This is a genomic window from Klebsiella variicola (assembly GCF_000828055.2).
GTDB lineage: Bacteria > Pseudomonadota > Gammaproteobacteria > Enterobacterales > Enterobacteriaceae > Klebsiella > Klebsiella variicola.
In genome coordinates this window covers 3132128-3147327 of record NZ_CP010523.2, presented here as the reverse complement: position 1 = coordinate 3147327, position 15200 = coordinate 3132128, and the positions used below count along the sequence as shown (strand labels likewise).

The 15200-nt window shown below is 51.6% G+C and carries 16 protein-coding genes and 2 pseudogenes; all 18 read left to right on the top strand.

Going from position 1 to position 15200, the window contains the following annotated elements:
* Window positions 1-37: 37 nt before the first annotated feature.
* The 18 genes and pseudogenes from SP68_RS14795 to SP68_RS14720 all read left to right on the top strand — a co-directional run bounded on the left by SP68_RS14795 (window position 38) and on the right by SP68_RS14720 (window position 15105).
* Window positions 38-1042: a terminase small subunit gene (locus SP68_RS14795; protein WP_040975885.1), complete on the top strand. Its 1005-nt coding sequence runs from the start codon at window positions 38-40 to the stop codon at window positions 1040-1042.
* Entirely contained in the window at window positions 1020-2327 is a 1308-nt protein-coding gene (locus SP68_RS14790; RefSeq protein WP_040975887.1) for a terminase large subunit domain-containing protein, read from the top strand. Before SP68_RS14795 ends, SP68_RS14790 begins: the two co-directional genes overlap by 23 nt.
* A complete protein-coding gene (locus SP68_RS14785; protein WP_040975888.1) occupies window positions 2327-3727 on the top strand; it encodes a DUF4055 domain-containing protein in 1401 nt (466 codons plus the stop codon). Before SP68_RS14790 ends, SP68_RS14785 begins: the two co-directional genes overlap by 1 nt.
* Complete coding sequence (locus tag SP68_RS14780; protein ID WP_040975890.1) at window positions 3711-4823, top strand: phage minor head protein; 1113 nt, start codon at window positions 3711-3713, stop codon at window positions 4821-4823. The genes SP68_RS14785 and SP68_RS14780 overlap by 17 nt, the downstream gene beginning before the upstream one ends.
* 84 nt (window positions 4824-4907) lie before the next feature.
* Complete coding sequence (locus tag SP68_RS14775) at window positions 4908-5693, top strand: hypothetical protein (protein WP_040975892.1); 786 nt, start codon at window positions 4908-4910, stop codon at window positions 5691-5693.
* A 10-nt stretch (window positions 5694-5703) separates the two neighbouring features.
* Entirely contained in the window at window positions 5704-6657 is a 954-nt protein-coding gene (locus tag SP68_RS14770; protein WP_040975894.1) for a major capsid protein, read from the top strand.
* 8 nt (window positions 6658-6665) lie between these two features.
* Window positions 6666-6938: an Ig-like domain-containing protein gene (locus SP68_RS29105; protein ID WP_158280597.1), complete on the top strand. Its 273-nt coding sequence runs from the start codon at window positions 6666-6668 to the stop codon at window positions 6936-6938.
* Window positions 6939-6978: 40 nt separating this feature from the next.
* Window positions 6979-7374: a hypothetical protein gene (locus SP68_RS14765; protein ID WP_040975896.1), complete on the top strand. Its 396-nt coding sequence runs from the start codon at window positions 6979-6981 to the stop codon at window positions 7372-7374.
* Between the two features lies 1 nt (window position 7375).
* Window positions 7376-7630, top strand: coding sequence for a hypothetical protein (locus tag SP68_RS14760; protein ID WP_040975898.1), 255 nt, complete (start codon window positions 7376-7378; stop codon window positions 7628-7630).
* Between the two features lie 9 nt (window positions 7631-7639).
* On the top strand, window positions 7640-7873 hold the full coding sequence (locus tag SP68_RS14755; protein WP_040975900.1) for a hypothetical protein: 234 nt from the start codon (window positions 7640-7642) through the stop codon (window positions 7871-7873).
* Window positions 7860-8243 (top strand): hypothetical protein, encoded by a 384-nt coding sequence (locus SP68_RS14750; protein WP_032410241.1) that lies wholly within the window; start codon window positions 7860-7862, stop codon window positions 8241-8243. Before SP68_RS14755 ends, SP68_RS14750 begins: the two co-directional genes overlap by 14 nt.
* Window position 8244: 1 nt before the next feature.
* Window positions 8245-8796: a hypothetical protein gene (locus SP68_RS14745; RefSeq protein ID WP_012967909.1), complete on the top strand. Its 552-nt coding sequence runs from the start codon at window positions 8245-8247 to the stop codon at window positions 8794-8796.
* Window positions 8793-9185, top strand: a complete 393-nt coding sequence (locus SP68_RS14740; protein ID WP_004190640.1) for a phage tail terminator-like protein — start codon at window positions 8793-8795, stop codon at window positions 9183-9185. The genes SP68_RS14745 and SP68_RS14740 overlap by 4 nt, the downstream gene beginning before the upstream one ends.
* A 23-nt stretch (window positions 9186-9208) precedes the next feature.
* Complete coding sequence (locus SP68_RS14735; protein WP_065949054.1) at window positions 9209-10213, top strand: phage tail tube protein; 1005 nt, start codon at window positions 9209-9211, stop codon at window positions 10211-10213.
* Between the two features lie 223 nt (window positions 10214-10436).
* Window positions 10437-10970: pseudogene (locus tag SP68_RS14730) on the top strand (hypothetical protein).
* A 374-nt stretch (window positions 10971-11344) separates the two neighbouring features.
* On the top strand, window positions 11345-11707 hold the full coding sequence (locus tag SP68_RS26525) for a zinc ribbon domain-containing protein (RefSeq protein ID WP_071786201.1): 363 nt from the start codon (window positions 11345-11347) through the stop codon (window positions 11705-11707).
* 101 nt (window positions 11708-11808) lie between these two features.
* A pseudogene (locus SP68_RS14725) lies at window positions 11809-14686 on the top strand (phage tail length tape measure family protein).
* Between the two features lie 83 nt (window positions 14687-14769).
* Entirely contained in the window at window positions 14770-15105 is a 336-nt protein-coding gene (locus SP68_RS14720; protein ID WP_015958316.1) for a hypothetical protein, read from the top strand.
* The last annotated feature ends 95 nt before the right edge of the window (window positions 15106-15200 follow it).

The following is a 15200-nucleotide window of genomic DNA, read 5'->3' as shown; positions in this document are numbered from 1 at the left end:
TTATCGTTCTTAAATCGAATGAAAACTAGAGGTACTAATGGCAAAACCGGACTGGGGCGAGCTTCAGCAACGGTTCCTGTCCGACCATGCCGCAACCGGCGTATCACCGAAGGATTGGTGTAAAGCGCAGGGACTGAACTACGCTACCGCCCGTCGATATATCAAGAAGCCTTCTGCGCAAACTGCGCAAAAAAGTGCGCAGAAAAAAGTGCGCACTGCACAAAAGGAAAAATGCGCAGAAGAGCTGGTGGACGATGATGGTCTTACTGCTCAACAACGCTTATTTGTCGCGGAATACTTGAAGGACAACAACGCCACACAGGCCGCCATCCGTGCCGGATATAGCAAGAAGACTGCTGAACAAATTGGTTATCAGCTGCTTCAGAAAACTTCAGTTGCGCAGGCCATTGCGCAGCAGCAGAAAGCGTCGATTGTGCGCACGCTCGGTAGCGCTGATGAAGTGCTTGAGCAGATGTGGCGCCTGGCAACCTTCGATGCCAATCAGCTTTCTCAGTATCGCCGCGGGAGCTGCCGTTACTGCTGGGGCTTCGGTCATCAGTATCAGTGGCGCGATGCCGTAGAGTACGAAGAGAAACGCCTCGAGGCACTTGAGCGAAAACGTCGAGAGCCTTTGGATGATGGCGGCTACGGTTACGACCACACCAGCGCACCTAACCCGAAATGTCCTCGCTGCAGCGGCGATGGCATAGGACAGCCTTTCTTCGCCGATACGCGCAAGCTGGCGCCAGATGCTGCGCTTGCCTATTCCGGCGTGAAGCTCGGAAAGAACGGCGTTGAGATAACCGCTATCAGCCGCGAACGAATGTTCGAAGCGGTAATGAAGCGTCTCGGCCTGGCTGATAGTGAATTCGCCCAGCGTCTACAGCAGATTGAAATCGAGCGCCGGCAGCTGGAGATCGACAAGCTCCGTAAAGAGCTGGCCGCTGACCCGGAAGATGACGAACCAACGCCAGTTGCGATCAATATCAACGTAGTCGATGCGCGATTGAGGGAAGAGGATGGCGATAGCTCCGACGCTTAACGTTCCCCAGGCTCGTTTTCTGGCTATGCAGCAGAAGTTCAAAGCCTATGTAGCTGGTTTTGGATCCGGTAAGACATGGGTTGGCTGCGGTGGAATATGCAAAGGGTTCTGGGAGTTCCCCAAAATAAACCAGGGCTACTTTGCCCCGACTTATCCTCAGATCCGCGATATTTTCTACCCCACGGTGGAAGAAGTTGCTCACGACTGGGGACTGAAAGTCAAAATCGTTGAAAGCAACAAAGAGGTCCATTTCTACAATGGGCGCCAGTACCGCGGCACGACAATTTGTCGGTCGATGGAAAAGCCCGACACGATAGTAGGCTTTAAAATAGGCAATGCGCTGGTGGATGAACTCGACGTTCTGAAAGCGGATAAGGCGCGTCAGGCGTGGCGAAAAATAATCGCGCGTATGCGTTATAAGGTTGATGGTCTGCGTAATGGCATTGACGTGACTACCACACCTGAAGGATTTAAGTTCGTCTATAACCAGTTTGTTAAGGCTGTGAGGGAAAAGCCTGGACTGAGGTCGATGTATGGTCTGGTACAGGCTTCGACATTCGACAACGAAAAGAACCTGCCGGATGACTATATTCCTTCGCTTCTGGCGAGTTACCCGCCGGAATTGATCAAGGCATATCTGAACGGCCAGTTTACTAACCTGACCAGCGGCACCATTTATCATCAGTTCGACAGAGTGCTGAATAATTCCAGTGAGGAAGAGCAGCCAGGTGAAGCGCTGTATATCGGGATGGATTTCAACGTCGGGAAGATGGCCGGGATCGTCCATGTATTGCGGCTCGGCTTACCACACGCGGTAACAGAGATTATCAACGCTTACGATACGCCAGACATGATACGCATCATCAAGGAACGTTTCTGGCTGTATGCCGACGGTGACTACCGCAAGGTCCGCGAGATTTATATTTACCCGGATGCCTCTGGTGACTCCAGGAAATCAAACAACGCCAGCAAAACAGATATTGAGCAGCTCCGACAGGCTGGATTTAACGTCATCGTTGATGATGCTAACCCGCCGGTAAAGGACCGCATCAACTCCATGAACGCCATGTTCTGCAATGGTAATGGCGATCGCCGGTACAAGGTGAATGTGGCCCGTTGCCCGGTCTATGCCGACTGCCTGGAACAACAGGTGTGGGATAAAAACGGCGAGCCGGATAAAAAGAGCGATAACGATCACCCCAACGATGGCGCCGGTTACTTCATTGTGAAGCAATTCCCAATCGTTCGACCTGCATTCTCTATTTCACTGGACACGACATTCTGATGGCCAATAACGATATTACTTATGTTCGCCCTGAGGTCAGGGCGGCGATGCCCGTGTGGAAAAAAATTCGTGACGTGTGCAAAGGGGCTGATGCTGTAAAGACCGCCGGGAATGAATACCTCCCTTTTCTGGATCCGTCCGATAAGTCTGCACGCAATAAAAAGCGCAATGCTGATTACATTCAGCGCGCCGTTTTCTACGCGATAACGGGCAATACAAAGGTGGGGTTACTGGGGCTGGCATTCAGAAAAGACCCGACCATGACCGCGCCGGATAAACTGAATTATCTTCGTGATAACGCCGATGGTGCTGGTGCCAGCATTTATCAGCAGTCCCAGCAGGTTACAGAAAATATTCTGGAGGCCGCGCGCGAGGGGCTTTATACGGATTATGCAGCTGAGACCGACGAGGCGATCATCCTTCGTTATCAGGCGGAAAGCATCATTAACTGGCGCACCAAACGCATCAATGGACGCGATCAACTGGTGCTGGTGGTTTTACGCGAATGCATGGAAAAGGAAGATGGTTTTGCGTACAAGGATGAAATCCAGTATCGGGAACTTGCCCTGGAGGACGGCAAGTTTATCTGCAGGGTGTGGCGAAAGTCGGCCGATGCAGGGTCTTTTTCCGTCGATTCTGAGTATCACCCGAAGCCTAAAGGTGAGGATTTTTGGGATGAGATCCCCTTTACCTTCGTTGGTGCACAAAATAACGATCCCAGCATCGACGAGTCGCCATTAGCCGCCCTCGTTGAAATTAACCTTGGTCATTATCGAAATTCGGCGGATTACGAAGACAGCGTATTTTTCTGCGGTCAGGTTCAGCCGGTGATTTCCGGGCTTGATACCGCCTGGCGTGACTGGCTGCAGGATAAGGGAATTCGTGTCGGTTCTCGTTCTCCATTCCTGCTACCGAAGGAGGGGAGTTTTACCTATGCTCAGGCGCAACCAAACACCCTGGCTAAAGAGGCGATGGACAGTAAGCGTGATTATTCTGTTCAGCTTGGCGCCCGGCTTATCGAGCAGAACGGCGCGGTTAAAACCGCCACGCAATCCAGCGGCGAGCAAACCGCATCCACATCGGTGCTCGGCATTTGCGTTTCCAATGTCTCGGAGGCCTATACGCTGGCGCTCGGCTGGTGCGCCAGATATCTCGGCATAAAAGGCGAGGAATACCGTTACAGCATCAATCAGGAGTTTATCGCCAAAGTCGCAGAATCCGGCATGGTAACGGCAATCGTCAATGCCTGGCAGTACGGTGCGATTCGCGACACGGATATGGTCAGAGCTCTGCAGAGGCTTGACCTGATAGATCCCGCTGATGACCCTGAAACTGTCATTGACGCTATTCGTAACGGCGCGCCTAACCTGATTGGTGGCAATAATGGCAACGGCGAATGACAAACTGCAGGATGAATCCATAGCCCACGCTATATGGGTGAGTCGCTACAGTACCGGCGTTGCCAACAGGATGATAAAAGTCCTGAATGACAGCGACGCCGAACTTACCGCAAGGTTGCTGGTGGCTATTGATACGCTGGACGCCGAGAGCTTTACCCTTTCTAGGCTGGAAGCGTTACTGGTAAGCGTCAGGGCAATAAACAAGGATGCGATACAGTCGATGTATGCAGCTCTTACTGCCGAGTTGCAGGAACTGGCGAAGCACGAAGCCACTTTTCAGATGAGCCTCTTCCAGTTTGCTATTCCCGACGATGTTCTTGCTCTTCATCCGCTGGTGGGCATCTCCCCGGATGCGGTTTATGCCGCGGCGATGGGGCGTCCATTCCAGGGACGTTTGCTGAGTGAATGGGCCAGCAACCTCGAAGCTGATCGGATGGCGCGCATATCCAATACGGTGCGGCAGGGATTCCTGCTGGGCGATACGCAGGAGCAAATCGCAAAAAAGGTCCGTGGCCATGCTAATCGTGGTTACCAGGATGGCGCGCTGCAGATGAGCCGGGCCAATGCAGCCAGCATTGCAAAAACGGCAGTAGGGCATCTTGCATCGACAGCCAGGCAAAGCTTTGCGTCGGCGAACGACGACATTCTGAAGGGTAAGCAGTGGTTATCTACTTTGGATAACCGGACATCAAAGGATTGTCGGATCCGCGACCGTCTCAAGTACACGCTGGATAATAAACCGATAGGGCACAAGGTGCCTTATTTGCAGGGGCCTGGAAAAATCCACTTTTGCTGTCGGAGCACTGAAACTTACATCCTGAAATCGTCCGAGGAGTTGGGTATCAAAGTCGGCGAAATCAAGGATAGCTCGCGCGCCAGCATGGATGGACAGGTTCCGGCTGATACGAATTACCAGGACTGGTTCTCCCGGCAGTCGTTCACGCGACAAGCTGAGATTGTCGGAGAAACGCGCGCCAGGCTGATTCGTGATGGCGGCATGTCTCCCGATGAGTTCTACAACGACAGAGGCGAGTGGCTGACGCTGGACCAGTTGCGCTCAAAGGATGATCAGGCATTCAGAAACGCCAGGCTTTAACCAACATATCTTATTCAATCAGGCTGCCTTCGGGCGGCCTTTTTTATTGGGCCAGGCCCACAGTAACTATCCCAAGGGGACAACATGCTTATTCGTAACATGCTCATTAAATATTATTCGGCAGCTGGTGGTGAAGGTGGTGATGGCGGTGGATCCGGTAGTGGTGCGCCCGAGATTACGCCGGAAATCCAAAAGCTGATCGATGAGCAGGTCAGTGCTCAGGTTTCAGGCCTGAAAAATAAAAATAGTGAGTTACTCGGTAAGCTCAAAGAGTCCACTGAGTCGCTTAAGCGTTTTGAAGGTATCGATCCTGACGCGGTGAAAACTATTCTCCAGCGTTTCTCTGATGATGAAGAGGCGCAACTGATCGCCGCCGGGAAAATTGACGAGGTACTGGATAAACGCACTGAGCGGCTACGTGCTGATGTTGATAAGCAAATCAAAGCCGCTAATGAACGCGCTGAAAAGGCGGAAGCGTTCTCCAACAAATTCCGTGATCGTGTCCTGGGTGATGCTATCCGCAGCGCAGCGCTTAAGGCTGGCGCGCTGCCAGAAGCATCCGACGATCTGATTCTTCGTGCTAAAGGCACATTCCAGCTCAACGACGAAGGCGAGGCCGTAGCAGTTGATGCAAATGGCGATGTTCTGTTCGGTAAAGACGGAAAAACTCCGCTCACCCCGGTTGAGTGGGCTCAATCTCTGAAAGAGACGGCCCCGCACCTGTTCCCGCGCGCCGAAGGCTCTGGGGCTGGTGGTCATAAACCCGGTGGCGGTGGCGGTAGTCTGAAACGTTCAGAAATGAGCTCAAGCGACAAAGCGGACTACATCCGCAAACATGGCCAGCAGGCCTATCTCAAATTGCCTAAGTAAGGACTAATCAATGTCTACGACCGTAAACAACGACCTGATTATCTATGATGACCTCGCGCAGACTGCGTTTCTTGAACGTCGCCAGGATAATCTGGAAGTCTTCAACGCCGCTTCAAACGGCGCAATCATTCTCGACAACGAACTGATCGAGGGTGATTTTCGCAAGCGCACCTTCTATAAAGTTGGTGGCTCTATCGAATCACGCGACGTTAACTCTACCGACCCGGTAACGGGTAAAAAAATCGGTGCTGGCGAATCTGTCAGCGTCAAGGCGCCGTGGAAATACGGCCCGTATGAAACCACGGAGGAGGCGTTTAAACGTCGGGGTCGCGACGTTAGCGAATTCTCCGAGGTGATCGGCGTCGACGTCGCTGATGCAACGCTTGAAGGGTATATCAAGTATGCCCTACAGGGCCTTGTTGCAGCTATTGGCGCAAATGCTGACATGACTGTATCAGCGGATATTGCCACTGATGGTAAGAAAACGCTGACCCGTGGCCTGCGTAAATACGGCGATAAATTTAACCGTGTTGCGCTGTTCGTTATGCATTCCACGACCTATTTCGACATTGTTGATCAGGCTATCGATAACAAAATTTACGAAGAAGCTGGCGTGGTTGTTTATGGCGGACAGCCAGGTACGCTGGGTAAACCGGTGCTGGTAACTGACACCATGCCGGTTGACGCGATTCTTGGTCTGGTGGCTGGTGCGGTATCTGTAACGGAATCACAGGCTCCGGGCTTCCGTTCTTACGACATCAACAACCAGGAAAACCTCGCAGTGGGTTATCGCGCAGAGGGTACGGTTAACGTTGAACTGCTGGGTTACAGCTGGGATGAGACGAAGGGCGCTAACCCTGACCTGACCAAAATCGGCACTGGCGCGAACTGGAAGAAACATTTCACCAGTAACAAATCCACTGCAGGCGTACTGATTAAGCTGGAAGCCCCTGCGGGGGAGTAACCCTGTCAGTGGATAAAACTTCCGCAACTGCTGACAGTACCGACGCGGTGACCGTTTCGCTCAAGTACACCAGAAATGGTGCCGGAGTCTCCGGGGCAGCTGTGGCGTGGACGTCTACTGGCGGCACGCTAAGTGCTTCGACGTCACAGACAGGGTCTGCTGGTGGCTCGACCGTGAAACTCACCTCTGATACGGCTGGCTCCTTCACGGTGACGGCTACCGTTGACGACGTGGTGAAAACAACTGAAGCGATCGCGTTCACTGCTCCAGCGGGTGGTTAACTGACGGGGCGAAAGCCCCGTTTCTTTTGGTGAGGATCCGATGACCGTTTATATAACAATCCAGGATGTTGACGAGTTGCTGGGGGATACCTGGGCTGCCGCCGACAAAAAGGGTAAAGCCGTGCTACAGGCAAATACCTGGATGACGGCGCTGAACCTTCAGGATATCGAGCCGGAGGATATCCCCGAAGAAGTTAAGCAGGCCGGAGCGTTTATCGCTTCCGTAGCCGCTGCAGGCAATCTGTATCAGCAAAAAACAGATTCCGGCGTGGTGACGAGCAAAAGCGTTGAGGCCGACGATGTGAAGGTTTCCCGCACTTTTGCCGAGCTTTCAACCACCAGCACTGAATTACTCGATCCTGATTTGCAACTGGCGCTGGATATGCTCAAACCGCGGATGATTAACCCTTTCCAGACGTTCTTTGTGAGGGCGTGATATGTCCGATTTGAAGGTGGTCCCATTCCAAAAGCCCAGCCATCACAACATTGATAACGACCAGGTTATTCGCCTGCTGAAACAGGCTCTGGAGCGAGCCAAAAACGGCGGCTGCCACAGCGTCGCAGTGATACTGCTTGATGATGAGGGTAACGCGATTGATTGCTGGCATAACGGTGGGCGCCCCTATGTGATGGTTGGTGCTATGGAGTCGCTTAAAACTGACTTTATTCATGCTCATATTGAGCGGCGGTAAGGGGGTAACATGCAAAATCCGGATGTGCATTATGCCGGTGACGGGCTCGGTCCTCGCGATGTGTTTGTGAATGGAAACCCGATCAGACATGTCGTTTATGCAAACCCGGCAAAGGGCGTTGTTGAGTTTGCTCCGCTCCCGCTGCGGGTTAAGCGCAACGGCGAAATTTATACCCGCAAACTCCACGGTACAGTGATCGTTAAACCTCAGCAGCCTATTGGTGGGTGCAATGGGCATTCGTGACGAACTCCAAACTGAAGTCGCCGCAGCCTTCGATACAGACCTGCAGGATGCCGTTAAGGATTTCACTGGGTCATACACCGTTCGGGGTGCATGGGACCCGGTAACGGAAACCGGCACTGAAACACAGGTGACTTACTCGGGGCGTGGAGTGCTGGCGCGCTATAAACTGCGCCGTATCGATGGCGTTAACATTCTGCATGGTGATGTGAAGCTAACCGCCCTGGTTAACGAGGTGACTGATAAGCCGGCCGTCGGGCATATCATCACCGCACCGGATCCGATTACGGGTGAGCTTCAGCGCTACGAGGTCATCACCGCTTCTGCCGACTCTGCTGGCGCTGCGTACTCCATTCAACTGCGGAGGGCGTGATATGGCTAAGGGCTGGAACATTGACCCGGCGGCATTCGCCGGGCTGGTGGCCGAAGATGTCAAACTACGCCAGCGGACAATCGCCATTCAGCTGCTGAATGAAATCGTTCAGCGGTCGCCGGTAGGAAACCCGGAGCTGTGGGCCATCAACGCGACCGCGGTTCAATACAACAAAGCTGTTGGGGAATGGAACGAATCTCTTTATGCCGATCCTGCCAACCTGACAAAGACAGGCCGTCTCAGAAAGAAAGTCCGTGTTAATGACAGCATGGATATCAGGCGGCCGGCTGAGTATCGCGCAGGAACCTTCAGGGCATCGCATTTTGTCAGCATCGGCGAACCCGATCACTCCGTCCCGACCGAGCCGGATCCGCGTGGGACAATGACGTTTCTTAATGGCAAAAATATTATTGACCAGGCGCCAGCCTACTCGGTGATTTACATCCAGTCGAACCTGCCTTACTCCGTGCCTCTGGAGAATGGCCACTCAACGCAAGCGCCGACAGGCGTCTATGCCGTCTCGTTTAATGGTGTGATTCAGGCCTACAAATGACCCTTACAGAAATCAGAAACGCTGTCATTTCCCGAATGGCGGCACAGACCGCTATTGCCTCTGATGCGGTGGATTATCCCAATGGTCCTGTATTTGACCCCAGCAACCGCGATATCTGGGCCCGCCTCACCAACATTGCAGGACAGGCTGGCGCAACCGAGATCGGGGATGGGCCAGTCGTCCACAGGACGGGCTTACTCATCATTCAGCTGTTTGTTCCGGTCGGATCCGGGACGTTGCTTATCTCCCGAACGGCCGACCAGCTAACGGAGCTATTCGAGTTTAAGGACGACGGAAAGCTGAGTTATTTCGCTGTTTCTGCTGTGCCGGCGGGTGAGACCGATGGCTGGTTACAGCTCAATCTTCAAATTCCTTATCGCGCTCTGTAGCGCACAAAAAACAGGAGGCTCCTGTGAGCTCAGGTGCAAAAGTAGTAGCCGCGTTTATTCGCGAGACAACACCAGGAATCACGCCTACAGCAGGGGCGTGGAACCTGCTGCGTCGTTCTTCATTTGGTCTGAAACCAACGCAGAACACCAATGATAATGACGAAATCGCTGGTGACCGCATGGCGCAGGGTGTTTCACGCGGCACAGTGGATGTCGGCGGCGATGTCGGCACGCGGTTTCGCTGGAACCAGCATGATGATTTTCTTGCCAGCTGCTTCGGTTCCGAATGGGTAAATAACGTGCTGACGATGGGTAATGGTCGCATTACGTTCTCCGTGGCGACTTTTGCCAGTGATGTGGGGATCGCCCAGATTGCCCGCGGTTGTCAGGTTGGCACCTTCCAGATGGAAATCCCGGCCGATGGTGATATCACTGCAACCATTACATTTGCAGGGCTGGACTGGGAGACGAAGGGGGACGATACCAGCTATTTCACCACGCCAGTGGATTTAGCGGGGGCGCTGCGTTACTCCTTCAAGGAGGTCACGAACATCCGGCTGAATGGTGTTGATGGCGGGACAGGCTTCTGCGTCGACACCTTTAACATTCAGTTCAACAACAATATGCAGACTCAGCGCTGCATCGGTACCGGTTCGGCGTTCGCCGGCGCCAACATTCCGACAACCTTTACCCCGTCAGGTCAAATCACGCTGTCATGGTCAAAGGCAGCCTGGGAGGTTTACAAAAAAACGTTCACCGGCGAAACGGTGCCGTTTAGCTTCACCCTGGAGAATGCTGAAGGCGCCTATACCTTCGATTTCCCGGAAGTGCAGATCTCTGGCGACTGGCCGGATGCGGGGAGCACTGACATTGTTCAGGTTCAGCTGGATATCACCGCGGCCAATACTCCGCCAACTATCACCCGCGTTCCCAAAGTGCCGGCGACGGCAATCAGTGTTGCGCCAGCCACTTCAACTGGAGCAGTGGGATCTACTGTGACGTTAAACCGCCACGCTTACGCCAGTTGATTCAACTGATGCCGTCCAGTGGACGACATCGGATCCGACTATCGCCAGCGTGGTTTCTACCGGGCAGAAAACAGCGAAAGTCACACGTAACGCAAGCCGGTACTGCAATCATCACCGGTAAGGCCCGCACCTTTACCGCAACGTCTGAAATCACCGTTACCGTGCCTTAATTTACCTGGCCCGTTCTGCATTCATCGCGGATCGGGCTTTTTTGGGAGTCTTTATGCTGATTATTTCTTCTCAAATTGATTTGAACGGAGAACGCTGGTTTTTCCCTTACAAAAAGCCAGCAGGAAGTAAAAAGAAATTTCACGCCGGAAGACGAAGGCGCTATTTAAACTCCGTCTGCTGGTGGCCAGTAAGCGAGAATCCACAATACCGCTTCACGCAATGCGCTGGTGCGGCGCCATATCGACAAAAATGGACGCGAGCTACCAGGTCGGTACGGATGCTTTCGATCTCGCCAGTGTGGGCGAGATTGACTCGGTTGATGATCTTCTCATCGACAATTGCGCGCGCTTTCTTCTGAAAGACTGGGAAGGCGTGGGGGAGCTGGTGGATGGTACGGAGACGGCCGTAGCGTATACACCGGAGCGTGGTGTTGCGTTACTGAAGCAAAAACCCCTCTCTGTACTGGCTTATTCTGGCTGAGGCGGCGAATATTGCTCAGGGTAAGGAGCAGCAGACTCAGGAAACCGTAAAAAAAGCCATAGAGGCCCAAAAAGTGGCTAAAGGAATTCGCCGGCGAACAGGGTGACAAAGCAAAGTGGCGCAGGGAGAAAACTAAAATCTCCCGCCCATTCCAAGAGCCCGAAATCGATGCAGTCACTGGGGAGATCCTTCAACGCTTACGCCATGATATCGCGCGGCAGAAAGTATGCCGGCATGGCCGGAGTGCCGCTCCCTCTATCCCTGAAACGATATTGAGCTTTACCTGGCATCGCGCACCATCCTGATCGACCGCATTGAGTTTGACGCGGCGATACTGGCTCTCGATGATGCCTGGAGGGCTGAGTGGGCCGAAGAGCAGAAAAGAACAGGCAAAAATTGAAGTAGTCATTTCATTGTCTCCATCTATTCCTGTTGCTAACCTGTGAGCAAAATGTTAATGATGGGGATGGGGATGGGGATGTGGAACCGCTTTTAGGTTTTATGCTTTTTGGGCTAGCAGTTATTGTTGTAGCAGTTATTGCTGCAAAACGAAATGGGTTAGGTATTGCGTTCCTTTATCTTATTGGTATGTGTGCTATAGGCTTCGGCTTGGTCGTTTTAGCATCAAATATCACAAATGGAAACGGCGTTATCGCTGGTTTTACTGCATTTATTGCGCCGATTCTTGGTCTTCTTATTGTCTTATCATCGTCTACATCTGAACGCCGAGCAGTGCTTAATGGTGAGTCTGGTGAGTATAAAAAATGTCCTTTCTGCGCCGAGCCTATCCGCAAAGAGGCCATTAAATGTAAACACTGTGGAAGTGATATTGAACAGACCTGAGTATTACCAGTGAACCCGTTTCGATAATATAACTATCAACATATTGTATTCGTAAAAAAACCTCGCTACGGCGGGGTTTTTTATTGCCCGGAGATAGCTAAATGACAGAACAAACCTCCCGCCTGGCCATTGTGATTGATAGCTCCGGGGCAGAAAAGCAGGCTGACAATCTCGCAACTGCACTGGTAAAAATGACGCAGGCAGGCGAACGTGCTGTTACCAGTGCAGGGAAAGTGACAAAGGCTACTGATGAAGAAAAACATTCTCTTCTGAACTCTTAGATCGAATTGACCCGGTAAACGCAGCTCTGAATAAACTGGATAAACAACAGCAAGATCTTGCGAAATTCAAATCAAAGGGGATGGTAGATACCGATACATTCGATCTTTATTCAAAGAAAATCGAGGAAACACGAAACAGGCTAACTGGATTTCGCGACGACCTTAGCAAAACCGGACAATCTGCCGCACAGACTGCCTTTGCCATGCGCATGATCCCGGCGCAGATGACTGACATTATCGTCGGCTTATCTACGGGTCAGTCGCCGTTTATGGTGCTTATGCAGCAGGGCGGGCAGTTGAAAGATATGTTCGGCGGTATTGGCCCCGCGATTAAAGGTGTTGGCGGGTATGTGCTGGGGTTGATTAATCCTGTCACTCTGGCTGCCGCGGCTGTCGGTGTTCTTGGGCTGGCCTATTACAAAGGCTCTCAGGAGCAGGACGAGTTCTATAAATCATTGACCCTTAACGGTAATCTTGTTGGTAAAACCACCGGGCAACTAGCAGATATGGCCGCTCGGGTTTCAGTAGTTGCCAACTCAACTACTGGCGTGACCGCAGCCACACTTAACCAGATAGTTTCATCCGGGAAAGTGGCTGCAGAGTCATTGGAACGAGTAACAACTGCCGTGGTTGAAATCAGTGAAGCCACAGGCATCGCCACTGAAAAGCTGGTGGGTGATTTCAACGACATTGCTGCTGACCCGGTTGCGGCCATTACCAAACTTAACGACCAGTACCACTTTCTGACACTGGCAACCTACAACCAGATTAAAGCACTGCAGGATGAAGGTAATCAGCAGGATGCTGCACGGGTGGCTACTGATGCTTACGCCAATGCCATGCAGCAGCGCGCGAACGATATTCATCAGAATTTGGGGATTCTTGAACGTGCTTGGGACTCGCTTGCTAAACGGCTAAAGGAGCATGGGATGCCATGCTTGATATAGGTCGCGAGCAAACCGGCACCGAGCGGATCTCTCAAATTCGTAAGGAATTAGATTGGATAGATAAGGCTGCAGGCGGAAGCTATTTTTTTGGTGGAAGAAAGGCTGAACTCGAAGATGAGCTAAATAATCTGCAATCTCAAATCACAACAGAAGGCGTTTTAACTGAAATAATCAGTAGTCATGACAAAGCTGAACAGCAAAGAATTAAAACGCAGCAGGAAGCAGATCGCGTTAACCAGCAATATCTGAGCAATGCGGATAAGCGCAATAAAGCCATTAAGCAGCAAAGCGAGTTCCTGAAGGCAGGCGCAATTACTGCAGAGCAATATTCAAAAAATGTTTCTCGTATTAACGAGATGTACAAAGATCCGAAACCACCCAAGACGCCAAAGAGTAAAACATATACCGAGGACGCAGCAACCCGGCTGCTTGATCAGATAAACCAGCAGACTGCTGCCATGCAGTCCCAGCTGGATGCCAGTGACAAGCTTAACAGCGCGACACAGGCTCGTATCAAGTTCGAGCAGCAGATTGCTGACCTCAAATCTAAAACGCAGCTCACCGCTGACCAGAAGTCGATTCTTTCCCGTTCAGATGAAATCCTCCAGGCGTATAAGCAGCAGGAGGCACTGCAAAATTCCGTAAAAACCCTGGACGATTACCGGAAGATGCAGGAACAGGTAAAGACGAAGGATGAGCGGACCAACGATCTGCTTAAAACCCGTCTTGAACTGCTGGAGAAGGCCAAAGCAACGGGGCAACTTAAACCCGGTGAATATGAAAAAACGCGGGCAGATATTTATCAAAACACCGATATGCAACTGCCCTCGACGGTTCGTAATGTTGTAGGAAACCTGACACCCACAGGAGGGCGACTTTCTGGAACTTTTGAGGGGATGCAGGGGCAAATCAATGAATATGACCAGGCGCAGCAGGAGCTCCAGCGCTGGCTGGCAGCTCAGGAGGAAGCTTATGCGAAGGCCGGCGAAATAACTGCCGAGGGTGAGGCCAGAATGACGTCGATTCGTCAGCGTGCAGCGGATGCAAATCAGGTCATCGAGGCTCAGAAAAACACCATCATATCTGCGGCCACGCAGTCTTTGTTTGACAGTACCGCCGACATCATGCGAACGGGGTTTGGTGAGCAATCGGCAATCTACAAGGTTGCTTTTGCTGCGAGCAAGGCATTCGCTATCGCTGACTCTATGGTGAAAATCCAGCAGGCTATAGCAAGTGGGGCAGTAAGCGCGCCTTATCCGGCCAACATCATCGCTATGGCCTCAATCGCTGCGCAGACTGCCAGTATCGTCTCAAATATCCAGGCTGTTTCAGGAGTTGGCTTCGCCTCCGGCGGTTACACCGGCCCCGGTAGCAAGTATCAGCCCGCAGGTATTGTTCACAAAGGAGAGTACGTCTTTGACCAGGCGTCAACGAACCGGATCGGCGTGTCTCAGCTTGAGGCACTTCGAAATGGCCAACCGCTTGATGCAACTCTGGGGCGTACAGGGTTTGGTACTGGTGTTCAGAACGTTAACAGCGATAACCGTAGGCAAACAACTGTACACGCGCCGATTAATCAGGAGTTTCATCTCCAGGGTATTACTCCGGAGCAGTTGAGCGCTACACTCAATCAGAATAATCGACTGCTTTCCAGGCAGTTAAAAGGTGAACTCACAAAGGAGGTTACCATGCCACAAGGGGCTTTTGGCAACGCTCTAAAAGGAAACTATACACGACACGGTCCTAGGTAAGCTAAACTGCATTAGCTGAGACTTGATTAGGTAGGTAAGTCTAACAATCTGAGTAGGTGCAAGAAAACACAAGGATCTTATTAATGGAAGCGTTGTTAACATTTACATTTAAAGACTTTATAGCTTTTATGATTCCTCTTTTTATTGGCGGGCTTATCTTCAATAGGAGACGTAAACGTAAGGAGGTCCGAGTGAAGTTTTCATTTCTTTGGCTTGTTTTGATAGTCGGTGGAATTCTTGAAATATGCGATGATATCTACACAACTTATTCCTATAGGCATAATCACTTATATAATAATGATACGCTTACAACCGTGTTTAACTATGATTTTGCAAAAATTGTTTTTTGTGGGGTTTTGATCTTTGTTTCTATTGCGCTTCTTCTTCAGGAGTTGCTTTTAAACAAGCAGTCACATTGACGTATATTGCCTGTCGGCGCATCGCCATTTTTTATTTTGATATGGGGCTGTGCCGAAACAATGTAAGCTCATATTAAAGTCAATAAAATTAATAT